The sequence below is a fragment of the Deltaproteobacteria bacterium genome, from assembly GCA_016177765.1.
GTDB lineage: Bacteria > UBA10199 > UBA10199 > JACPAL01 > JACOUP01 > JACOUP01.
Genome location: JACOUP010000008.1, coordinates 550,899 through 571,173 on the forward strand (window position 1 = coordinate 550,899; position 20,275 = coordinate 571,173).

The 20,275-nt window shown below is 52.6% G+C and carries 20 protein-coding genes and 1 pseudogene; 14 read left to right on the forward strand and 7 right to left on the reverse strand.

What is annotated here, in order from left to right; translation table 11 throughout:
• Positions 1–52 precede the first annotated feature (52 nt).
• The 3 genes from rsmD to HYS22_05105 are packed head-to-tail and all read left to right on the forward strand — an operon-like array spanning position 53 to position 2,269.
• Positions 53–595, forward strand: coding sequence for a 16S rRNA (guanine(966)-N(2))-methyltransferase RsmD (gene rsmD, locus HYS22_05095; GenBank protein ID MBI1909526.1), 543 nt, complete (start codon positions 53–55; stop codon positions 593–595).
• The gene (gene coaD / locus HYS22_05100; GenBank protein ID MBI1909527.1) at positions 588–1,079 is read left to right on the forward strand and encodes a pantetheine-phosphate adenylyltransferase; all 492 of its coding nucleotides are present in this window, start codon (positions 588–590) and stop codon (positions 1,077–1,079) included. Before rsmD ends, coaD begins: the two co-directional genes overlap by 8 nt.
• Positions 1,076–2,269, forward strand: a complete 1,194-nt coding sequence (locus tag HYS22_05105; protein MBI1909528.1) for a pyridoxal phosphate-dependent aminotransferase — start codon at positions 1,076–1,078, stop codon at positions 2,267–2,269. The genes coaD and HYS22_05105 overlap by 4 nt, the downstream gene beginning before the upstream one ends.
• Here HYS22_05105 and HYS22_05110 read toward each other — a convergent pair.
• From HYS22_05110 to amrA, 3 genes are read right to left on the reverse strand one after another with little or no spacing between them, the layout of a single operon-like run.
• On the reverse strand, positions 2,266–3,723 hold the full coding sequence (locus tag HYS22_05110; GenBank protein ID MBI1909529.1) for a class II fructose-bisphosphate aldolase: 1,458 nt from the start codon (positions 3,721–3,723) through the stop codon (positions 2,266–2,268). The genes HYS22_05105 and HYS22_05110 overlap by 4 nt on opposite strands.
• 39 nt (positions 3,724–3,762) lie before the next feature.
• Entirely contained in the window at positions 3,763–4,395 is a 633-nt protein-coding gene (locus tag HYS22_05115; GenBank protein MBI1909530.1) for a phosphatase PAP2 family protein, read from the reverse strand.
• Entirely contained in the window at positions 4,392–4,955 is a 564-nt protein-coding gene (gene amrA, locus HYS22_05120) for an AmmeMemoRadiSam system protein A (protein MBI1909531.1), read from the reverse strand. Before amrA ends, HYS22_05115 begins: the two co-directional genes overlap by 4 nt.
• Positions 4,956–5,011: 56 nt before the next feature.
• Between amrA and coaBC the strand changes: the two are divergent.
• Together coaBC and HYS22_05130 are read left to right on the forward strand one after the other, a co-directional pair.
• Positions 5,012–6,263, forward strand: a pseudogene (gene coaBC, locus HYS22_05125) (bifunctional phosphopantothenoylcysteine decarboxylase/phosphopantothenate--cysteine ligase CoaBC).
• A gap of 127 nt (positions 6,264–6,390) precedes the next feature.
• Entirely contained in the window at positions 6,391–7,143 is a 753-nt protein-coding gene (locus tag HYS22_05130) for a hypothetical protein (protein MBI1909532.1), read from the forward strand.
• Here HYS22_05130 and HYS22_05135 read toward each other — a convergent pair.
• A complete protein-coding gene (locus HYS22_05135; GenBank protein ID MBI1909533.1) occupies positions 7,140–8,039 on the reverse strand; it encodes a zinc dependent phospholipase C family protein in 900 nt (299 codons plus the stop codon). The two genes, HYS22_05130 and HYS22_05135, sit on opposite strands and share 4 nt — an antisense overlap.
• A 108-nt stretch (positions 8,040–8,147) precedes the next feature.
• On the opposite strand from HYS22_05135, the gene HYS22_05140 reads away from it, so the two are divergent.
• Positions 8,148–8,828, forward strand: a complete 681-nt coding sequence (locus tag HYS22_05140; protein MBI1909534.1) for a uracil-DNA glycosylase — start codon at positions 8,148–8,150, stop codon at positions 8,826–8,828.
• Here the strand turns inward: HYS22_05140 and HYS22_05145 are convergent.
• Positions 8,806–10,314, reverse strand: coding sequence for a diguanylate cyclase (locus tag HYS22_05145; protein MBI1909535.1), 1,509 nt, complete (start codon positions 10,312–10,314; stop codon positions 8,806–8,808). The genes HYS22_05140 and HYS22_05145 overlap by 23 nt on opposite strands.
• A gap of 96 nt (positions 10,315–10,410) precedes the next feature.
• On the opposite strand from HYS22_05145, the gene HYS22_05150 reads away from it, so the two are divergent.
• Both HYS22_05150 and HYS22_05155 read left to right on the forward strand, forming a co-directional pair.
• The gene (locus HYS22_05150; GenBank protein MBI1909536.1) at positions 10,411–11,370 is read left to right on the forward strand and encodes a SpoIID/LytB domain-containing protein; all 960 of its coding nucleotides are present in this window, start codon (positions 10,411–10,413) and stop codon (positions 11,368–11,370) included.
• Entirely contained in the window at positions 11,370–12,173 is an 804-nt protein-coding gene (locus HYS22_05155) for an S-adenosylmethionine:tRNA ribosyltransferase-isomerase (GenBank protein MBI1909537.1), read from the forward strand. The genes HYS22_05150 and HYS22_05155 overlap by 1 nt, the downstream gene beginning before the upstream one ends.
• Here the strand turns inward: HYS22_05155 and HYS22_05160 are convergent.
• A complete protein-coding gene (locus HYS22_05160; GenBank protein ID MBI1909538.1) occupies positions 12,170–12,664 on the reverse strand; it encodes a hypothetical protein in 495 nt (164 codons plus the stop codon). The genes HYS22_05155 and HYS22_05160 overlap by 4 nt on opposite strands.
• Positions 12,665–12,707: 43 nt before the next feature.
• The gene (locus HYS22_05165) at positions 12,708–13,901 is read right to left on the reverse strand and encodes a 4-hydroxy-3-methylbut-2-enyl diphosphate reductase (protein ID MBI1909539.1); all 1,194 of its coding nucleotides are present in this window, start codon (positions 13,899–13,901) and stop codon (positions 12,708–12,710) included.
• 48 nt (positions 13,902–13,949) lie between these two features.
• On the opposite strand from HYS22_05165, the gene tgt reads away from it, so the two are divergent.
• From tgt to HYS22_05195, 6 genes are all read left to right on the forward strand, one after another.
• Positions 13,950–15,110, forward strand: a complete 1,161-nt coding sequence (gene tgt, locus HYS22_05170) for a tRNA guanosine(34) transglycosylase Tgt (GenBank protein MBI1909540.1) — start codon at positions 13,950–13,952, stop codon at positions 15,108–15,110.
• Positions 15,111–15,156: 46 nt separating this feature from the next.
• Positions 15,157–15,456, forward strand: coding sequence for a preprotein translocase subunit YajC (gene yajC / locus HYS22_05175; protein ID MBI1909541.1), 300 nt, complete (start codon positions 15,157–15,159; stop codon positions 15,454–15,456).
• Complete coding sequence (gene secD / locus HYS22_05180) at positions 15,457–17,160, forward strand: protein translocase subunit SecD (GenBank protein MBI1909542.1); 1,704 nt, start codon at positions 15,457–15,459, stop codon at positions 17,158–17,160.
• Between the two features lies 1 nt (position 17,161).
• Complete coding sequence (gene secF / locus HYS22_05185; protein ID MBI1909543.1) at positions 17,162–18,100, forward strand: protein translocase subunit SecF; 939 nt, start codon at positions 17,162–17,164, stop codon at positions 18,098–18,100.
• On the forward strand, positions 18,076–19,767 hold the full coding sequence (gene recJ / locus HYS22_05190) for a single-stranded-DNA-specific exonuclease RecJ (GenBank protein MBI1909544.1): 1,692 nt from the start codon (positions 18,076–18,078) through the stop codon (positions 19,765–19,767). Before secF ends, recJ begins: the two co-directional genes overlap by 25 nt.
• A gap of 101 nt (positions 19,768–19,868) precedes the next feature.
• Positions 19,869–20,264: a hypothetical protein gene (locus HYS22_05195; protein MBI1909545.1), complete on the forward strand. Its 396-nt coding sequence runs from the start codon at positions 19,869–19,871 to the stop codon at positions 20,262–20,264.
• Positions 20,265–20,275 lie beyond the last annotated feature (11 nt).

Consider the following 20,275-nt stretch of genomic DNA (forward strand, 5'->3'; position numbering starts at 1 on the left):
AAAGTGTCAATGAACCTTGTCTCACCCCTTTTTTTCAACTATAACCGGACCGATGAAGATCCTTGGAGGTCAAGCAAAGGGGCGATCCCTCAAGAAACCGAAGAACAACAAGATCCGGCCGGCGCTAGCCAAGGTGAAGGGAGCGATTTTTAACATTCTGGGGGATATCGAGGGGACAAGCGTCCTGGACCTCTTTGCCGGAACCGGAAATATCGGCATTGAGGCCCTCTCACGCGGTGCCGCATGGGTCACTTTTGTGGACAATGAACCTCAGGCCTTGCGACTGATCCGTGAAAACAGCCAACGGACTGGCACGGAGGCCTCTTGCCAAATTGTAAAGGCGGAAATTCCCTGGGGTCTCAAAAAATTAAAAAATGACCATACTTATTCGCTCATCTTTGTCGATCCCCCCTACGACCAGAGGTTGGTCAACACCACCCTCCGTTTTTTGGCCCGTGAGAAAACCCTTGCTCCGGGGGGGATGATCATCGTAGAACACTCGCCGCGGGAAGGGGTGGTTCCTCCGGAGGGATTGCAGATCACGGATGAGCGCCGTTACGGACAAACGAATATTACTTTTCTGAAATATGCCTAAAACTTCCTTATGCGCCGGTTCGTTTGACCCGCCTACCAACGGTCACATCAACATCATCGAACGGGGTTTAAAACTCTTCGACAAGGTGATCGTCGCCGTTGCGGTCAATTCTTCAAAAAAAACAACCTTCACGGCTCCTGAACGGGTCGCCATGCTCCAAGAGATTTTCAAGGGGAGGAGCGGCATCGAGATTGACACCTTTGAGGACCGGTTGCTCGTCGACTATGCCCGTTTTAAAAAGGCAACGATCCTGCTCCGAGGGCTCCGCAATATCACCGATTATGAATATGAATGCCAGATGGCGCTCGCCAACAAGAAATTGGCCCCCGAAATTGAAACGGTTTTTATGATGACTGAATCACAATTTTCGCACTTGAGTTCTTCTCTTTTAAAAGAGATCGTTTTTCTGGGGGGTTCCGCCAATGAGATGATTCCCCCCCTGGTTGAAAAGGCTTTAAAAAAACTAAAAAAAGGACCGAAATGAAACTGGCCGCGCGTGTCAACAAGATCAAACCGTCACCCACCGTTGTGATTGACGCCAAGGCTAAACAGATGAAGGCTGATGGGATTGATGTCGTTGGCTTCGGCGCCGGTGAGCCGGATTTCGACACCCCGGAACCTATTAAGGAGGCGGCGATCCGTGCTCTGAAGGCTGGAAAGACCAAATATACCGCCGTCGGTGGGATCAACGAACTCAAAGAGGCGATCATTGCCAAATTAAAGCGGGACAATCATCTCACGTACTCCCGTGATGAAATCATCGTCTCTGCCGGCGGCAAACATGCCCTTTACAACGCCTGCCAGGTGTTGTTGGAAGCAGGCGATAAAGTTATCATCCCGGCTCCTTACTGGGTCAGTTACCCTGATCAGGTCCTCCTGAATGAAGCCACCCCCGTCATCCTGGCCACTTCTGAAAAAGACGGGTTCCGTGTCACACCGGAGCAGCTTGAAAAGGCGATCACTAAAAAAACAAGGGTCTTTATCCTGAATTCCCCCTCCAACCCGACCGGATCGGCCTACAGTGAAAAAGAACTGGCGGTGATTGCCGAGGTCCTCGTCCGCCACAATATTATCTGTTACTCGGATGAGATCTACGAAAAGATCGTTTACGATGGCTTCCGCCATGTCAGCATCGCCTCATTCAACGAAAAGATTAAAAACCTGACCATCACCTTTAACGGGGCCTCAAAGGCCTATTCGATGACCGGTTGGCGGATGGGTTTTGCCGCCGGCCCGAAGGAAATTATCCAGGCGATGACCAAGGTCCAGGGACAGGTCACAACCAATATCAATGCCGCCACCCAATGGGCCTGCGTCGAGGCGTATAATGGCTCTCAGGATTTCTTGAAAAGTTGGGTCGCCGAATTCAAGAAACGGCGTGATTATATCGTCAACAAATTTAACTCGATCCCTGGGGTGACCTGCACCAATCCCCAAGGGGCTTTTTATGTTTTCCCGAATATCTCTGCCTATTTCGGCAAAAAATATAACGGCAAGACCATCAATGGCTCCGATGATCTCGCCAATTATTTTCTCGAGAAGGCGCTCGTCGCCTTGGTCCCGGGAAGCGGCTTCGGCGCCGATCAACATATCCGCCTTTCCTATGCCACCTCGATGGAAAACATCCAGAAGGGGTTGGACCGAATCGAAAAGGCTTTGAAGGAATTGAACTAACTCGCCGGGCGGAGGCTATTGGGAAGCGGCAGTGGGATATCGGCAATTTTGACAAACTTCGCCACCTCCGCTTCACGACCGGAGACATTCAGTTTGTCAAAAAGGAATTCAAACTTGGCCTGGAGTTTTTCCATGATCCCACCCCTGGTTTTTTCAGGAAGAGACCAGATCTGCTTTTTGAAGGGACCGAACCCCTTCTTGCGCGTTTTATAGAGAAACTGTTCCTCGGTCTCCCCCTCCTTTTTTTCTCCTGCCATCTCTTTTCGGAGATAGGAGTAGATCTCCTGCTTTAACGCCTCGGGGAAGAGTTCATGGTTATAGATCATGTTCTGGAACTCGGTCGCCAGGTGGATCTCGGTCGCTCCCACCTCGGGGAATTTGTCGAACAGTTCTTCCGGCAGGGTTGAGGCCCCATGCTGGACCGCACCAGCCATTCCATACTTCTTGCGCGCCACCGCACCGATATTTTTCAAGACATCAAAATCGATCTTGACCTTGGCCACGGTCCCATCGGCCAGAGGGATCCCCCCGTGAGAGGTCCCTGTCTGCACGCTAATTTTTGTGATCCCCTTCGCACCCTTGGGTGAACCACCCTTGAGCGAATCGCTCTTGGGGGAACCACCCTTGGCCTTGCTGTTTTCCCTGGCAAGGGTCTCTTTGTACCCTTCCATATAGATTTCAAACTCTTCAACAGTCGAGTTTTTCCCGCCAACCTCACCAATTTCACCGCCGACGGAGATGGTCACCCCTCTCGGTTCTCGTTGACGGATGTAATTTGTGAAATCGGCGCAGAGTTCAAAGTTGACCCGTTGTTGTTCCTTCACTGTCGGCTGGGAGAGATCAACGAGGGTCGAGGTATCGATATCAATGTTAAAAAATCCGTAAGCGATCCCCTCGTCAATCAAACCACGAATCGCCTGAAGTTCAAATTCTGGCTCTTTAGCATATTTTTTCGCGCTGACCTGAAAATGGTCCCCCTGGATGAAAACCGCCCCTTTATACCCCTCTTTCACCGCCGCCGCTAAGACACAGGTGGCATACTCCGCCGGTGTCTGAAAGGTGTACCCCATCTCGGAACGGGCCAGCTCAAAGACTACCGGGAACGCTTTTTTCTTTATCTGCGCCTTGAAAATCGTCCTTGCCAGATCATAGGTCAGGCCCCGGATATTAATGGCCGGTGTTGTAAAATGACCGACCTTGCCTTGACCGATTGCCTCATACAAACTCTGGATGGAGGCGGGGTAAACGCCGGCCGCCCTGGCAATATTCCGGATCAGGGCGCGCGTCATATTTTTTAATTCCTGATCGACATTGAAAACGGCATTCCAGACAAGATCATCAATCAATTTTTGATGGAGGTTTTTCCGAGACAAAATTTGGACGTTTTGCGCCGACTGGATCTTGAGACAATCTTTTAAGGAGGCCAACAACTCAGGAACGGTTTTGTATTCCATAAAAATATCTCCTTAACTAGCGGCCTCAAGCCTGTCGCGTCAAGTGGAAAAAGCCTTTTGGGTCGATTCCTGAGGTCTTTTCAAAAAGGCCAGCCAGAGGGAAACAAAGGCGACGGGGATTCCGCAAACGGCATCCAGGATGTAATGCTGTTTGACCAGAACAATGGAGATCGTGATCAGCACCGCCATAGTCCCGATAAACCAGGCCTCTCTTCCCCCGTATTTCTTAATAAGGAGGTAGACCAAAAAGGCGTTGGAGGCATGGAGTGACGGAAAGCAATTATAAGGCAGGTCCAACCAATAGTAAAAATCCATGATCTCCATCAACCAGGAGACCTCCGGGTTAATGAGGGGACGCAAGTTATAACGGACGGGAAAAAGGACAAAGATTGTCAGATGAATCGTGACACAGATCAAAAAAGCCAAAATGGCCCTCTGAAAGAAGGAAAGACTCTGGATCCTAAGATAAAGGTAGATGATAACGAGATAGCTCGAGACATAGACAAAAATAAACCAGGGGATAAAGGGGATTTTATCTTCACCCGGCAGCATCACGTCATGAAAGACACCCCGTTGAAAACTGAGATAGTTCACAACAAGATACCCACCAACATAGTAGATCACGGTTCCGATAAAAAGGAGCGCTTTATAAAAGCGTTCTCGAGGTGTCATGATTTCTTTTCTTCCTGGATTGTTTTTTCTCCAAAAACCTCCGCTGTAAAGGAAAAAATCAGGACCCCCCCCTTTTTCCAGACCTCCCGAGGCAATCCCGCCTTAACGCAGGTTTGTGCCAGAAAGGCCTCCGGATCCCACCCCCACTCTGTGGCCACCTGTGGAAGGAGCAATCCCCGGCGAGGACCTTGCACCACGTACAACCCATCCCGACCGACCACAATTTCCTCCACAGAATGAATCTCCTGAAAGGGAGAGAGAACGGAAATCTCAATATCCATCGCCGAAAGCTCTTCTGGAGAAACAGGTGGAAACCGAGGGTCCCCCGTCGCTGCGGCAATCGCCATCTTCTGGATGACAAGGAATAGCGGCTCGTCAGCCGCAAGATGGCCGATGCACCCCTTGAGTTTCCCCTCATGGTGGAGGGTGACAAAGGCCCCCTTTTTTTCCTTCAGAGATTCCAAAGGAGAAACAGCCGTCAGTTTTTTATTTTCAAAATAATCTTGCAATGTCTGTCGGGCAACCTGCAGGAGTTCCCTCTTCTCCTCCAAAGTCAGCATGGGGTGGGGGTTTACCATACTTGACCGTTAGAGACAACTGTGGGATGAAGATAAAAATGCTTCTTAAAGGAAAAAAGATCCTGCTCGGTGTCTCCGGAGGGATCGCCGCTTACAAGGCCTGCGATCTGGTCCGCCGTTTCCGTGAAAAAGAGGCGGAGGTCTTTGTCGTGATGACCAAGGCGGCCCAGGAGTTCGTCACCCCGATGACCTTCCAAACCCTCTCGGGTCATCCAGTCGGCACCCATCTTTTCAGCCTCACCGAAGAAAGTGAGATCGGTCATATCGCACTGGCTGATAAGGCCGATCTTCTGCTGATTGCCCCAGCCACGGCTGATATCCTGGCCAAGATCAGCCACGGGATCTGCGATGATCTCCTCACAACCATTGTCTCCGCGACAGAGGCCCCTGTTTTTTTGGCCCCCTCGATGAATCTGCGTATGTGGGAAAACCCGATCGTCCAGGAAAATGTCACGAGGCTCAAAAAATTTCATTACCATCTCCTGGAACCGGCGGAAGGGTCCCTGGCCTGTGGTTATGAGGGGAAAGGACGTCTTCCGGAACCGGAAGAGATCATCCGTGAAATCGAGAAATTCTCTGGGTGAATCACCCTTGGGTGAACCACCCTTGCCACACCTAAAATCAGTAAGATCAAATAATTATTTCAAAGGTCTCCGGGTTCTGGTCACCGCCGGGCCAACGCGTGAGTTCCTGGATCCTGTCCGCTTCCTCTCCAACCCCTCTTCGGGGAAAATGGGGTACGCGATCGCCAATGAGGCCTCAGGGCTTGGGGCCAGAGTCACCCTGATTTCCGGGCCAATATCGTTGATTCCAATGCTGGACCAAAAAATAAAATTAATCCCTGTCACCACGGCAAACCAGATGTATCGCGCCGTAATGAAAGAATACCATCAGGCCAGACTCATCTTTATGGTCGCGGCCGTGAGCGACTGGCGTCCGGCAAGAATCTCCCATAGGAAATTAAAAATTAAAAAAAGATGGCCCCTCTCTCTCGTCCCAACACGAGATATTCTTGAGGCGTTGGGCAGGAAAAAGAGGAAAAATCAGTTTCTGGTCGGCTTCGCCGCTGAAACTGAAAAACTGATCCCGAACGCCCGGGCCAAGATGAAAAAGAAAAATTGTGATCTGATGGTCGTTAACAAAGTAGGGGGACCTCATTCCGGTTTTGAGGACGAAAAAAATAGCGCCATTCTTTTGTCACGAAATTCAACAACCCCTTTTCCACTCACTCCTAAAAAAAGGCTCGCCCGACAGATCCTGCAGGCCGTTTCAAAAAGATTCTCAAAATGAGAATTCTCTCTCAAAATGAGAGAGAATGGCGTCTACTCCTTTAATTCAACCTATTGATTTAACTCATAAAATATGATTCACTGCCTTGGCACAAAGGTTGCTACCTTCAGTAAGGTAAGGGGGTTTTATGCATCGTCATCCATTAAGGCTCTTTTTAACCATCGCCTTCCTAACAGCCATTGGCTCGGTAGTCCTCGGTTGTTCCCCCAAAGGAGGCGGTTCGGATGCCCCTCCGCTTTCGATCCCGGCCAGTCTGCCGCGCGGGGAAGATACCAAGACCGAGGCCCAAGGGGACCCTTGTTACAACGTGACCTGCGGCGATGGTCTTGAGTGTGTTGAAGGACTCTGTATGCCAATCAAGACAGAAAATGAGACCGTCTCAGAGGAAAAAGCGGTCCCCAATCATCCCCCGATCATTGAAATCGTCCCTCCGCCGGCCAGCGGATCCACTCCGGTAACCATCAACGCCTACGACCCGGACCAGGGGGATACCGTTCATCTCCGTTTTGACAGCTTGCCCCCTGACGCCCAAGTGCAGGTAAGCCCGGAGTCCAATCCGGTCCAGGCAACGGTTCTTCTTCCAACCCCTCTCGCAGAGGGACATAATTTTATCGTCTTTGCCGAAAACCGGGATGACAACGGGCTTGTCGTGGCCGCCAGCAACATAACCTATCCTGCCGGCGCCACCCCTCTTGTCGCTCCGGTTATCACACAACCCCCGACACTCCCGGCCTCAACAATGATGCCAACCATCTCCACGGATGCCAGAACCATTCTCTCCTCCGGGAGCCAACGAAATCGGGCGATCGTCCCCTCCCAGGAAATTGTCAACGCCCTGAGACAGAGTTTCCGAGGAAGTGCTTCGCCAGCAAGACGCTAGGCGGTCCACTCGGGAAGCGTGGCATGCCGATTATAAATCCCTTCGCGTAGTTGTCTCTTGGCCAAGGCCAAAAAGTGGACCGCCTCTTTTTCTGTCGATTTCCCGCGTAAATAATCTCTCCTCATCTGTCGCCTCAGCCTTGAGGCATAGGCGATCCGCTCCTTGCCGGTAGGATCCACACGGGTGCAGGGGGCCTTCTCCAAACGGGTCAGAAAGGTAATTACTGCCTGGACGGCCAGTCCCCGGAATTCTTTCGCATCGGCATCGGTCAGCGCCCACCGGGACCGCCGGTCAATCCTCGCCATCATCCCCTGCCAGTGCCGGATCCGGTGAAGGGTCAGGATACTGTTAAAAATCCTTTTGTTGGTCCGGAAGGAAAAAAGGGTTCTCCTAATCATCCCCTGAAAGAGTGCGTCATCCTCCGAAAAATCCCCTTTGCCGATTTCGCGGGTTAAGGCCCAGACCTTTTTTGGGCGTTTGGCATCGAACCGCATCTCCCAATAAACATGCCCCAGGGTCCGTGTCCGGAAACTCTTCAAGGTATGGTAAGGGACAAAGAAATTGTGGGAGATAATATCCGCCGCCAAGTGTGCCAGATAGCCATAAGCGGCCGCCTTCTGGGCCTGGTTTTTGGCCGCCTTGAGGATCTGAAAACCAACCCTCCAGCTGTGGCAGTTATAAATGGTGTCCACATAACTCTTCCCGACCGTGATATCGGCGGCCAGGGCCCCATAGAGAAAATCTTTCGGGCACAGTGAAAGGACTTCCTTGACGGAAGGGGCCAGAATCGCTATCTGTCTTAAGGCCTCCTGGGCGTAGTCCAGGTGGGCAATCGGCCCCCAGGCGTACGCGCTCAAAGGAAAGAGAAAAAACAGCATTAATGCCAAAAAGATCATGCCGGGGATGGTACAGCATTTCAACTGTTAGCAGGTATAGTTATTTCTGCTAACAGTTAGAAATACTTATGGTTGATTAACCATAGTCCCCAAGGAAGGAAAACTCAAATGGATTCCCTGTCCCCTAAATCCCTCGTGATCAAGGCACTCAAGAAAAATCTGCAGGCTTTAAAGGATTCTGGCATGACCCATATCCCCCGCCAAGAAAAAACCGTTTTTAAGGGCACTCCTCTTGTCAAGATCCGTGAGGAAATCGGCGACTGCACCCGCTGTAAACTTTCTCAAGGGAGGACCAAGATTGTCTTTGGTACCGGGAACCCGAGTGCCGCATTGATGTTCATCGGTGAAGGGCCGGGGCATGATGAAGATATCCAGGGGGAACCGTTCGTGGGTCGTGCCGGGCAACTGCTGACTAAAATTATTGAGGCGATGGGGCTGAAAAGAAGCGATGTCTATATTGCCAACGTTGTTAAATGCCGTCCTCCCAATAACCGGACCCCGGAACCGGATGAGATCGCCACCTGCTCCCCCTTCCTCATCAAACAGGTCTTGGCCATCGGTCCCAAGGTCATCGTCACTTTGGGCAATCCGGCAACCCAAACGCTCCTGGAAACCCAACAGGGGGTCACCTCACTGCGCGGCCGTTTCTTTAATTGGCAGGGGGTCTCCCTGATGCCGACCTACCATCCCGCCTTTCTGTTGCGGAACCCAAACATGAAAAAACCGGTTTGGGAGGATATGCAGAAGGTGATGGAAAAATTGGGGCTCAAGCTGAAACAGAACTCTTAGGTGATACCCCATTGGGCGAATCACCCTTGGGTGACTCACCCTTCGTAAACTCCGTATACGCCACCACACGATCACGCCCCTGTCCCTTCGCCTGGTAGAGGGCCACATCGGCATGGTCGACCAGATCGTCGGCCGATTGGGCATCCTCGGGATAACAGGAGAGTCCGGTACTCACTGTAAAATGTCCTGTCGGCTGCGTTTGTCGGTTCGGAAACGGATGCTGGCGGACCCACCCCAAAAGTTTATCAGAAACTGTCAAGGCCTGTTCCCGGTTCGTATTCGGCAGAAGGACCAAAAATTCCTCCCCCCCGAAACGGATGATCACATCTACCTCGCGCAGGTTTTCACGCAGAAGCCTGGCAAACTCCCGAAGGACAACATCCCCCTCCAGATGGCCGTAGGCATCATTGTACTTCTTGAAGGAATCGATATCGACCATCAAAATGGAGACAGGGCGCGAGAATCGCTTGGCCCGTTTGATCTCCATCGGAAGGATCTGTTGGAGATAACGACGGTTGTACAGATCCGTCAGTTCATCCTTGATCGAGAGATCCTTGGTTCTGGCATAAAGATCAACATTGATCAGGGCAACCGCAATCTGGCTCGCCACCGCCTGGAGCATTTCCCTCTCCTCGTCCGAAAACTGGTTGACACCGGGCCGTGAGAAATTCATGACCCCCACCAGATTGTTTTTAAAGAGGAGGGGGATTGAGACAAAGGAACCATCCTCCTTCTTCTGCCCCTTGTAATGAAGATAACGGGGATCCTTTTTGGTATCACGGATGTAGATAATCTCCTTGGTCAAGGCGGCCATCCCGCTCACCCCCTCCCCCAGTTTGAAGGTCATGTCCTGGAGTTTGACCTCTTCTTTAAAACCAAAGGTGGTTCGGACGATCAAGACCTCCTTTTTGGGATTCCAGAGGAGGATGGCGAACTCCTTGAAGCCAAGCCTTCTCGCAATAACGTCGGTCAGGACATGAATGAGTTCTTCAAATTCCAAGGTGGCACTGATCGCCCTCGCAATATCATAGAGGAGAGTCAGACGCCGGTTTTTCTCCTCCAAAACCTCCTGATACTTTAGTTCCTCCTGCACCTGGATCAATTTTCTCTCCGTCTCCAGTTTGATGACATCCAGGGTGGTCATCCGCTCCATGAGCCGGTTAAAAACACGGGAGAGCCGGCCGATGAGGTCTTCCGAGAGGACAGGGGCGCGTACCAGAAAATCCTTTTCCTCCGCCGTCTGCATAATTGACATCAAGGTCCCCAGAGGACGGGTCACAAACCAATAGGTCAGTAAGAAGAGAGCCACCACCGTAAAAAGGGAGAAGGAAAAGAAAAAGAGGAGGATAAAACCAATCCTGCCAAACCGTTCGGCAAGATGAAACCCCGGATAGAGCAAAAGTTCCGCCAAGACAAAGAGGGAAATGGCTAAAAACAAGGCGACCCCCAGTATGATCTTCGTCTCTACGGAGGGCCTTCTGGACATAGCCGATGACTATCGGGGAAAAAGGGGGCTTTGTCAATTGATGACGCAGAAGGTCATCTTATTGATAACTCCAAACAACCATGATAGGGTGCCCCGGTGCTTCCGATCCCCCCATACCTGACCCGACTGGCGATCCTTTTGGTACTGGTTGCCGCCTGTGCCTCCCCTTTGAAGAGAGAGTCTATCCTGCTTCGGGTCGCCGTGGAGAAAGAGCCCCTCCAAGTCCTTGAAATTGAATTGGAAAATTACCTTCTGGGTGTCCTGGCCGGAGAGGTCCCCGAGGACTGGCCGATAGAGGCGCTCAAGGCCCAAGCGGTAGCGGCCCGGACCTATGCCCTCTACCGTCGATCAAATCCGCGAAGCGAACTCTATGACCTGGAAACCACTGTGGAAGATCAGGTCTTTAAAAACCCCTCCAAGGGTCACCCTTCACCCAAGGTTTCCAAAAGATTCCGGCAGGCGGTGGCCGAGACGGCCGGAGAGGTCCTTACCTCCGGAGAGATGCCAACGCCGGAGGCCGGTCTCATCCCCGCCTACTACCACAGCTGTTGCGGGGGACAAACCGAGGCCGCCTCTTCAGTTTGGGGAGGACTTGACTCGGGACTGCCGGCACCGATCAAAGACCCTTACTGCAAGGCCTGCCCGAATTTCAGTTGGGAAGAAAGAATCCCGAAGGCAGAGATCACCCCGTTGTTATTTGAAACCGAAGGAGAAGAGGGCAAAGAAACAATGACTCTGACCATTCAAAACAGGGACCCCGCCGGTCGTGTACAACAGCTCTCGATCAGACAAAACGGCAAAAGCCGGTTGATCACCGCCAACGATTTCAGACGTACCGTCGGCTACCAAAGACTTAAAAGCAGCTGGTTCGACTTCAAAGAAGAGGAAGAGGCCTATATTTTCTCCGGGCATGGTTCCGGCCATGGGGTCGGGCTTTGTCAATGGGGGGCCAAAGGGATGGCGGAACGGGGATTCCCCTACTCCGAGATCCTGAAATTCTACTACCCTCAGGCGGTGATTCAACCATGGCAGAGAGCCCCGGTTGATTTCGAATGATGGATCTCTCCCTTTTTGACTATCACTTCCCCAAGGAATCCGTGGCGCAAAAACCGCTTGAGAAAAGGGATGATTCCCACCTCATGGTTCTTGATCGGGGAGACCGGCGTTGGTCCCACCATTCGTTTCGTGGGGTCCCCCAATTTTTCAAAAAGGGAGACCTGTTGGTGATGAACAATGCGGAGGCCGATCTCGTCCCCTTTGAGGGAGGATTGGTTCCTCCCCTACCCCCTTATATCAAACGAAAACATCGGACCGATTTTACCGACGAGGACACTCAACGGTACCGAACCGTTTATGCCTCTGTCCCCGGTTCCAAGGCAGCCCCCACGGCCGGTTTTCACTTCACGGGGGAGATTCTGCAAAAACTAAAAGAGAACGGCGTGCAACAGGCCTTTCTGACACTCCATATCAGCCATGACACCTATAAACCGATCCGGACACAAAATATCCTGGATCACCCGATGCATGGGGAGGAATACCAGATCCCCGAAGAAACGGCTGACGCCGTCTTGCGGGCCAAACAAGAAGGCCGAAGGATCATCGCGGTTGGCACCACCACCGTCCGGGCACTGGAGTCGTGGGCTCTTGCCCCGGCGATAAAAACAAACCTCTTCATCACCCCCGGCTTCCGGTTTCAGATCGTCAACGCCCTCCTGACCAATTTTCACCGCCCCCGTTCCACACTCCTCGTGATGGTCTCCGCTTTTGCCGGAAGGGAATTTATCTTGAAGGCGTATGAAGAAGCGATCCGCGAAAAATACCGGCTCTTCTCCTACGGGGATTGCATGCTCATTATCTAGGGGCGGGGAGTTTCAGAAGAGGAACAGACCGCAACACACTGAGGGTCGGTAAAAAAGAGACTCGCCCTCTTGGGAGGATTGTTGGGATCAAGCGCGCACTGGGCGGTTGGGGGATTTTCAGGCGCTGAGACCTCACCAAAGACAAGGGTGACCCCTTCTTCTACCATCGTCACCGCGGGACTATAACATTCCCCCTCCTCCCGCTGTTCTGAGATCAGGATATTATTCGGGAGAATGACGGCAGTACGGCAAATTGGAAGGTTTTTGAAAATCCCGACCTTGTCTTCCAAGCGGTAGGTGAGCCGCCCCTCTTTTACCCTAATATAGAGATCGTAGGGAGGAGAAGGCTCCGACTTCTTCGTTCGGGAAGGTTCTATGCGGGAGTAGTGAAACTCTCCCTCTTTTGTCCGCCCAACATAGGTCAGCCGGATCGGAAAATCGTCATCGCGTTGGATGCGGCGGTCCTGAAGACAGGGGAATTGCTGGCCCATACACCCCTATTCTCGGCAAGATCCGGGCTAAAGTTGCCTTTTTTTAAAGGGACTGACGAAAAGAAAGGACCTTTTCCACCACCTCCCCCATCACCTGGTTGGGGGTGGAGGCACCGGAGGTAATGCCGATTTGAAGAGGGCCTGACGGGAGCCAGTTTTCAGTCATGACAGTCTCAAACTGGCCAAACGGTTTGTGGCGGATCGCCTGGGGGGAAACAAGACAATCGGCGTCTTCAATATGATACGTGGTCACAAAGGAGGAGGCCATCTTGGCCAGATGATTCGTGTTGCTGGAATTGTAGCCGCCGATGACGACCATGAGATCCAGTTTTTCCTTTTTGAGATTCAGGATCGCATTTTGACGGTCTTCAGTGGCGCTGCAGATGGTATCAAAATTCCTGAAATGGTCATGGACATGTTTTTCGCCGTACCTCTTCACCATCGCTTCCTTCAATCGATCGGCAATCGCCAGCGATTCGCTCATCAGCATCGTGGTCTGATTGGCAACACCGACACGCCGGAGGTCCTGGTCTGGATCAAACCCTGGGGAGACCGCCTTGGCAAATTTTTGGAGAAATATTTTCTTATCCCCTGAACGACGAATGTAGTCACAAACAGTCTCCACCTCCGGCATGTTCAAAACCACCAGATATTTCCCGTTGGGGTAGGCCAAAACCCGGGAACTGGTTGCCTGCGTCTCTTCATGATAAACCTTCCCATGAATCACCGCAGTAAATCCCTCCTCGGCATAACTCTCCACCCTCTTCCAGACATTCAGGACCGACCCGCAGATGGTATCCACCAAGATGCATCCTTTTTCCTTCAGTTTTCGGATTTGTGAAGCGGTCGCTCCAAAGGCGGGAAGCACCACGACATCCTCTTTCGCCACCTCATCGTAGTCTGTCAGGAAACGAACCCCCATCTTCTGGAGGTTATTGTTGACACGGGGGTTGTGAATGATCTGCGCAGTCAGGTAGATTTTTTTATCCGGAAAACGCTCGTGCGTCTCATAGGCCAGATCCACCGCTCTATCGACACCGTAACAAAAACCAAAAGAGCTGGCCAGATGAAAAGTCAGATCCCCGGCAGTCCAGAGGTTCCCGGCCGCCTGGATCTTGGAAACGATATCGCTGTAATAATCCTTCGTCAGCTGCCCCTTAATCTGTTCCTTCAAACCAAAGCTCTTCCGATGAATCTGGCCCGGATCAAAGCTCTCGGCCTTCAGGTGGGAAGTCATAAGTAATCATTGAAATCGTATTCCAGCTGTGAAATCAAGTGCAAACCGATGCCCCCCTTCCGCCTCCTTAATAAGGAGAGAACCACCCAAGCCCGGAGGGGAGAAATAACAACTCCCCACGGCACGATTGCAACCCCTGTCTTCATGCCGGTCGGGACCGCCGCCACCGTCAAGGCGGTAACCTCGGAGGAGTTGGAAGCGCTGGGGGCCGAGATCATTCTGGGAAACACCTACCACCTGATGCTCCGGCCGGGGGAAAAGGTTGTGGAAAAGCTGGGGGGGCTTCACCAGTTCATGGGGTGGCAACGACCGATCCTGACCGATTCCGGAGGCTATCAAGTTTTTAGTCTGGCCCTCAGGCGTAAAATCCTGCCGGAGGGCGTCTGTTTTCAATCTCATATTGATGGGGATGAATATTTTCTAACGCCACAAAGGGCAATTGAAATTCAAGAGGCGTTGGGGAGTGATATCGCGATGGTGCTGGATGAATGCACCCCGTACCCGGCCACACGGGAAGAGGCGGAGAAATCGATGCGCCTCTCATTGGAATGGGCAAAGAAATCGCTGATTGCAAAATCCCCCTTCCGTCCCCCTTTGTCAAAGGGGGAAACAGGGGGATTTTTAAACCGTCCTTTGCTTTTTGGCATCATCCAGGGGGGTTTTTACCCGGATCTCCGAAAAAACTGTCTTGACGAACTGGCCTCACACCCGTTTGACGGCCTGGCGCTGGGAGGGCTCTCTGTCGGCGAACCCCAAGAAGCTTGCTACACGATCGGGAGTGAAATCACCCCTCTCCTGCCGGCCGACAAGCCACGCTACCTCATGGGGATGGGGCTTCCTGAAGATATTGTGGAGGCAGTGGGCTGGGGGGTCGATATGTTTGATTGCGTGATCCCGACACGCAACGCCCGAAACGGCCAGCTCTTTACCCCTTCCGGCCCGATCCAGATCAAACAGACCCAGTACCGCGAAGACCCCCGTCCGATTGACGAAAATTGTTCTTGCCCCGTCTGCAAAAAGTATAGTAGAGCCTACCTGCGCCATTTATACTTGGCGAAGGAAATTTTATCGCCCTGTCTCAACACGATCCACAACCTTCATTTCTACCTGGATTTGATGAGAAGGATCCGGCGGGCGATCGAAGAAAACAGGTACTCTCAATTCAAAAAGGAGTTTTATGCAAAGTATAGCCCTCGCCCAAACCAGTAGTTCCCCAACACCGGCAACAAAAGCAGGTCCTGGAGGGACCCTCGGGATGTTTGTCCCGATGATCCTTGTTTTTGCCATCTTCTATTTCCTCATCATCCGTCCCCAGGCCAAACAGCAGAAACAACACAAGGCGTTGCTGAGCCAGATCAAGAGGGGGGATGAGGTGGTCACCACCTCCGGGATCCATGGCAGGGTCCACGGTCTCGCCGACAATACCGTCACCCTGGAGATTGCCGAAAACATCCGGATCCGGATAGAAAAGGCACAGATCGCCCGGCTCAAGGGTGATTCACCCAAGAGTGATTCACTCAAGGGTGATTCACCCAGGGGTGAGTCTTCCAAATAGATGCGCTGGAAACTCTATTCCATTGCCACAGCCACCCTCCTCTCCATCTACCTCCTGATTCCCACCTTCGGAAATTTCAAGGAGAAGAAAGAGGCGCCAGACGGCCTCCTGCACCCCTGGTATTTTAAATTATTTCCGGACCAGCAGATTAACCTTGGACTTGATCTCAAGGGGGGGATCTACCTCGAACTGGAGGTCAAACTGGACGAGGCCTTTGCCAACAGGGTTGATCTGATCTCCTCGGAAATCCGACGCAACTACGATGAAAAAGAAGGACTCACCCAGGTTGACCGTCAGGACAAGCCGCTTCGTCTCCTTCTCGAGGCCCGGAACGAACCGGATCGGGTGAAGGTCAAAGAGTATCTCAAGGAACAGTACCGTGAAACCTTGACGCTTGAAACGGAGGCGGCCACGACGCTGACGTACCACCTCTCCGAGGCGTATCAAAAGAACCTGCATGACCAGACACTCCGTCAGGCCGTTGAAACGGTACGGAACCGGATCGACCGGTATGGGGTGGCGGAACCGACCATCCAACGCCTGGGAGGCAACAAGATCGCCATCGAACTCCCCGGAATTAAAGATCCGGAGAGGGCCATAGAAATCATCAAGAAGGCCGGGCGGCTGGAATTCAAGATGGTGGATGAGACGGTTTCAACAGCCGAACTCCAGAAATCGGTTTCTGAAGTCCGTTCGCAACTCAATCTCCCGGAAGGTTTCTCACGACAGATTGTGGAAAAAATCAATGAAACCCTCAAGAACAAGATCCCTGCCGATGCCGAAGTCGCCTTTGAGATTCAGGTTGATCCGATTACCCGAAAGACGGTCGGGGGAACCCCTTATCTTCTCAAAAAGAAGGCGGAGATCACCGGTGATATGCTCCGAAACGCCCAAGTCAATATCCAAAACAATGAACCGTACGTCAGTCTCTCCTTCAATAATCTGGGGACAAAGCTGTTTGCCGACCTGACGCGACAGAATATCAAGGGGCGACTGGCTATCCTGCTGGATGGCAATGTCACCAAGGCCCCGGTCATCCAGAGCGAGATCCCGAACGGCGAGGCCCAGATCACCCTCGGTTGGGGCAATTATAACGCCCTGCTGAAGGAGGCCGAAGATCTGACGCTTGTCCTCCGCGAAGGGGCGCTTCCGGCAAGACTGGAGGAATTGACCAAGACCGTCATTGGCCCTTCACTCGGGCTGGATTCCATCAAGAAGGGGGTCCGTTCGTCGTTGGCCGCCGCCCTGGTTGTCATCCTCTTCATGATTTTTTACTACAAGCTCTCCGGTCTCTATGCCAATCTATCCCTGCTCCTGAATATCCTTTTTGTTTTAGCGGCCCTGACCCTCTTTGGAGGGACCTTGACCCTTCCCGGTATTGCCGGCATTGTCCTGACCATCGGTATGGCGGTGGACGCGAATGTGATTATTTTTGAAAGGATCAAGGAGGAGTTGCAGGCAGGAAAAATGGCCAAGGCCGCCGTGGGGGCCGGCTATCAAAATGCGATGAGCGCCATCGTTGATTCCAACCTGACAACCCTCCTCTCGGGGCTCGTCCTCTACCAATTTGGCACCGGCCCGATCCGGGGATTCGCCGTCACCCTGATGATCGGCATCCTGACAACCCTGTTTACGGCGATTGTCGTCACCAGGGTCTTTCAGGACTGGGCGACTCGAGGACAAAACGCCAAGGTGAGCATCTGACATGAACTTCCGCCTGACATCGTTTCCCTTCATCCGTTACCAGCGGTTCTTTGTCACCCTCTCCGTCATCCTTGTGTCCGGTTCCCTCTTCCTGACCTTTTACAGAGGTCTCCACTATGGCACCGACTTTACCGGCGGGATCAAACTCCAGTACCGTTTCACCGAGGCTCTCTCTGAAGAGAGGCTCCGTTCCTTGCTGGATCCCAAACTCCTGGGTGACGCACTCTTGGGTGATTTTACCATCCAACGGGTCGGTCCCGACAAGGAAAACCGGTTCGCCCTGAAATTCCAGCAAAAAGAAGGGATCGCCATCGAAGCGCTGTCAAAAAGGGTTCAGGCCTCATTTCAGCAAAAGGGGGTCTCGGCCACCTTGGAACAAGAGGATGCGGTGGGTCCCAAGGCTGGAAAAGAACTGCGTAAAAAAGGGCAGCTTTCCTTGATCGTCGCCTGTCTCCTGATCCTGATCTACATCGGTTACCGGTTCGACTTCTACTTTGCCCCCGGTGCGATCATCGCCCTGATCCATGACGTCCTCGTCACAGTCGGCGGCCTTGCCTTGACCGGCCGGGAATTTACCCTCACGACGGTTGCCGCACTCCTCACCATTATCGGTTACTCCGTGAATGACACCATTATCATCTACGATCGGGTGCGCGAAGATTTAAAAAAACACCCGAAGATGCCGCTTCCGGAACTGGTCAATCTCTCCATCAACGAAACCCTCTCCCGAACGATTATCACCAGCCTGACCGTCTTCTTTGTTGTAACCATCCTCTACCTCTTCGGAGAGGGGGAGATCGAAGGGTTCGGGTTCGCCATGATTATCGGTGTGGTGGCCGGGAGTTATTCAACCATTTTTGTCGCCAGTCCTGTCTACCTCTTCCTGAAAAAATGGGTCCCGCGCCTGGAGGTCTGGTGGCAGGCAAGAAAACAGGCCTGACAGAGATCCCCGAGGACCCTCAGGGTCTATCCCAAAAGACAGGTTTAAGTCGAACAGTCTGCCAACTCCTTTTCAACCGCGGTTTCCGCACCGCCGAAGAGATCAGTCGTTACCTCTACGGCAGTTTGAGAAATCTCCCGCCCCCCTCTTCCCTGCCCGATATGGAGAAGGGGGTTGCCCGGATCCGTCAGGCCCTCTCACACCGGGAAAAAATCTTTCTCTTTGGCGATTACGATGTGGATGGGGTGACCGGAACGGCGATCCTTCAACTCTTTTTGCAATCCCAGGGGGGTGATGTCTCTCCACTCCTTCCAAACCGCTTCACTGACGGTTATGGACTGAGTCATCCGGTGATCCACAAAGTCTCTGACGGAGGAGGTCGTCTCCTCATCACGATCGACAACGGGACAAAGGCCGAAGGACCGATCCGATTTGCGAAAGAAAAAGGGATTGATGTCATCATCCTCGATCACCATGAAACGCCGGAGACCGATCCGGGGGCGATCGCCCTGATCAATCCAAAAAAGGAGAGGGACGAAGCCAGACAACTACCTCTCTGTTCTGCGGGACTCGCCTTTTACCTGGTGGCCGCCCTCCGGGCCTCACTGCGCCAGCCCGGCTCCCCTCCCCTGGAATCGCCGCTCATCCCTTATCTTGATCTGGTCGCCTTGGGAACCGTCGCCGACATCGTCCCCTTGATCGGGGTCAATCGTCTCCTGGTGAGAGAAGGTCTAAAGGTCCTTTCGAACAGCTCCCGGATCGGCCTTCAAAGATTAAAGGAGGAGGCCTCGCTGAAAGAAGCCTCATTATCAACGGGTCATATTGGATTTCGTCTGGCCCCTCGGTTGAATGCCTCCGGGCGTCTGGAAGATGCCTCCCTTTCGCTAGAACTCCTGACCACCAACGATCTTTTAAGGGCCGGCGCCCTGGCCCGACAACTGGAGTCGATCAACCGTCGGCGACAAGAGATTGAAGAAGGGATTCTTCAAGAAGCTGAAGAACTTTTGGAGGCTCGCCCTCCTTCTGATGGGGCGGGGATCGCCCTTGCCAGGGAGGGATGGCACGAGGGGGTTCTGGGGATTGTTGCCGCCCGCCTGACGGAGAGATACGCGAGGCCGGCGTTAGTCCTCACCATCCGAGAAAACGATGTGAAAGGGTCCGGTCGGTCGATCCGGGGTTTTGACCTGCATGATTGTCTCCTGGATTGTTCTTCATTCCTGGATAAATGGGGGGGACATAAAGCGGCTGTCGGCCTGACCTTAAAGAAACAAAATCTTCAACCTTTTCTCGATCAATTCAGCCAGGTTTCGATTGAAAAACTAAAAAAACTGGACGGGAAATCAGGGCACCGGGTCGATCTCTCTTTACCCTTCTCCGACCTCACCCCACAGTTGATCGAAGAACTCGCGGCGATGGAACCATTCGGCTATGGCAACCCCGAACCGGTTTTCAGGACTTCTTCAGTCACTATCCGATCAGCCAAAATCGTTGGTAAAAACCACCTGAAAATGATCCTCTGCCAGGACAACATCACCTTAGACAGCATCCATTTTAATTACAGGGGGGAGATCCCCACACAGCCATTGTGCCACGTAACCTACACCCCCGAATGGAATGAGTGGAATGGCAATCGTGTTATCCAGCTTCGCATAAAAGAGATAAATTAAGTGTTTTCAATAAGTTATAAAATAGTTAACGCGTCGCGTAAAATTCTATTGACGCCCCCTAACGCGTCGTGTTAGGTTGTTCTTAGAAAGGAAGGTGACTCATGAGTCCCAAGAAAAAAGTCGTTTCTGGGTTACGCCAGAATCTGGAAGAGCTAGCCAACCGGGTCCATGCCGGTGAAATCTACGATGGTCTGGAAAGGGAAGTCCGCCGTGTCGGTGAAGAGATCCTCGACCGGGCCCACGAACTTGAACTCCTGCCTTTGAGAGAGCTGAGCGGTGATAAGATCGTTCGTGAAGCCAAAAGGAACCTGGGTGAGATCGTCGAAAAAATACAGGGGAGTGATCTCTTGGCCCGGGCCAAGCTGACCGCCCGGCAGACGAAGGCCCAGGTGCTCTCCATCCTCAGCATCCCGAGTCAGAATGAGGTGGTCCGACTGTCCCGAAAGATCACCACCCTCGAAAAAAGGGTCAATCACCTGACGCGAAAGGCCGCTTAAGTAGTACCTCC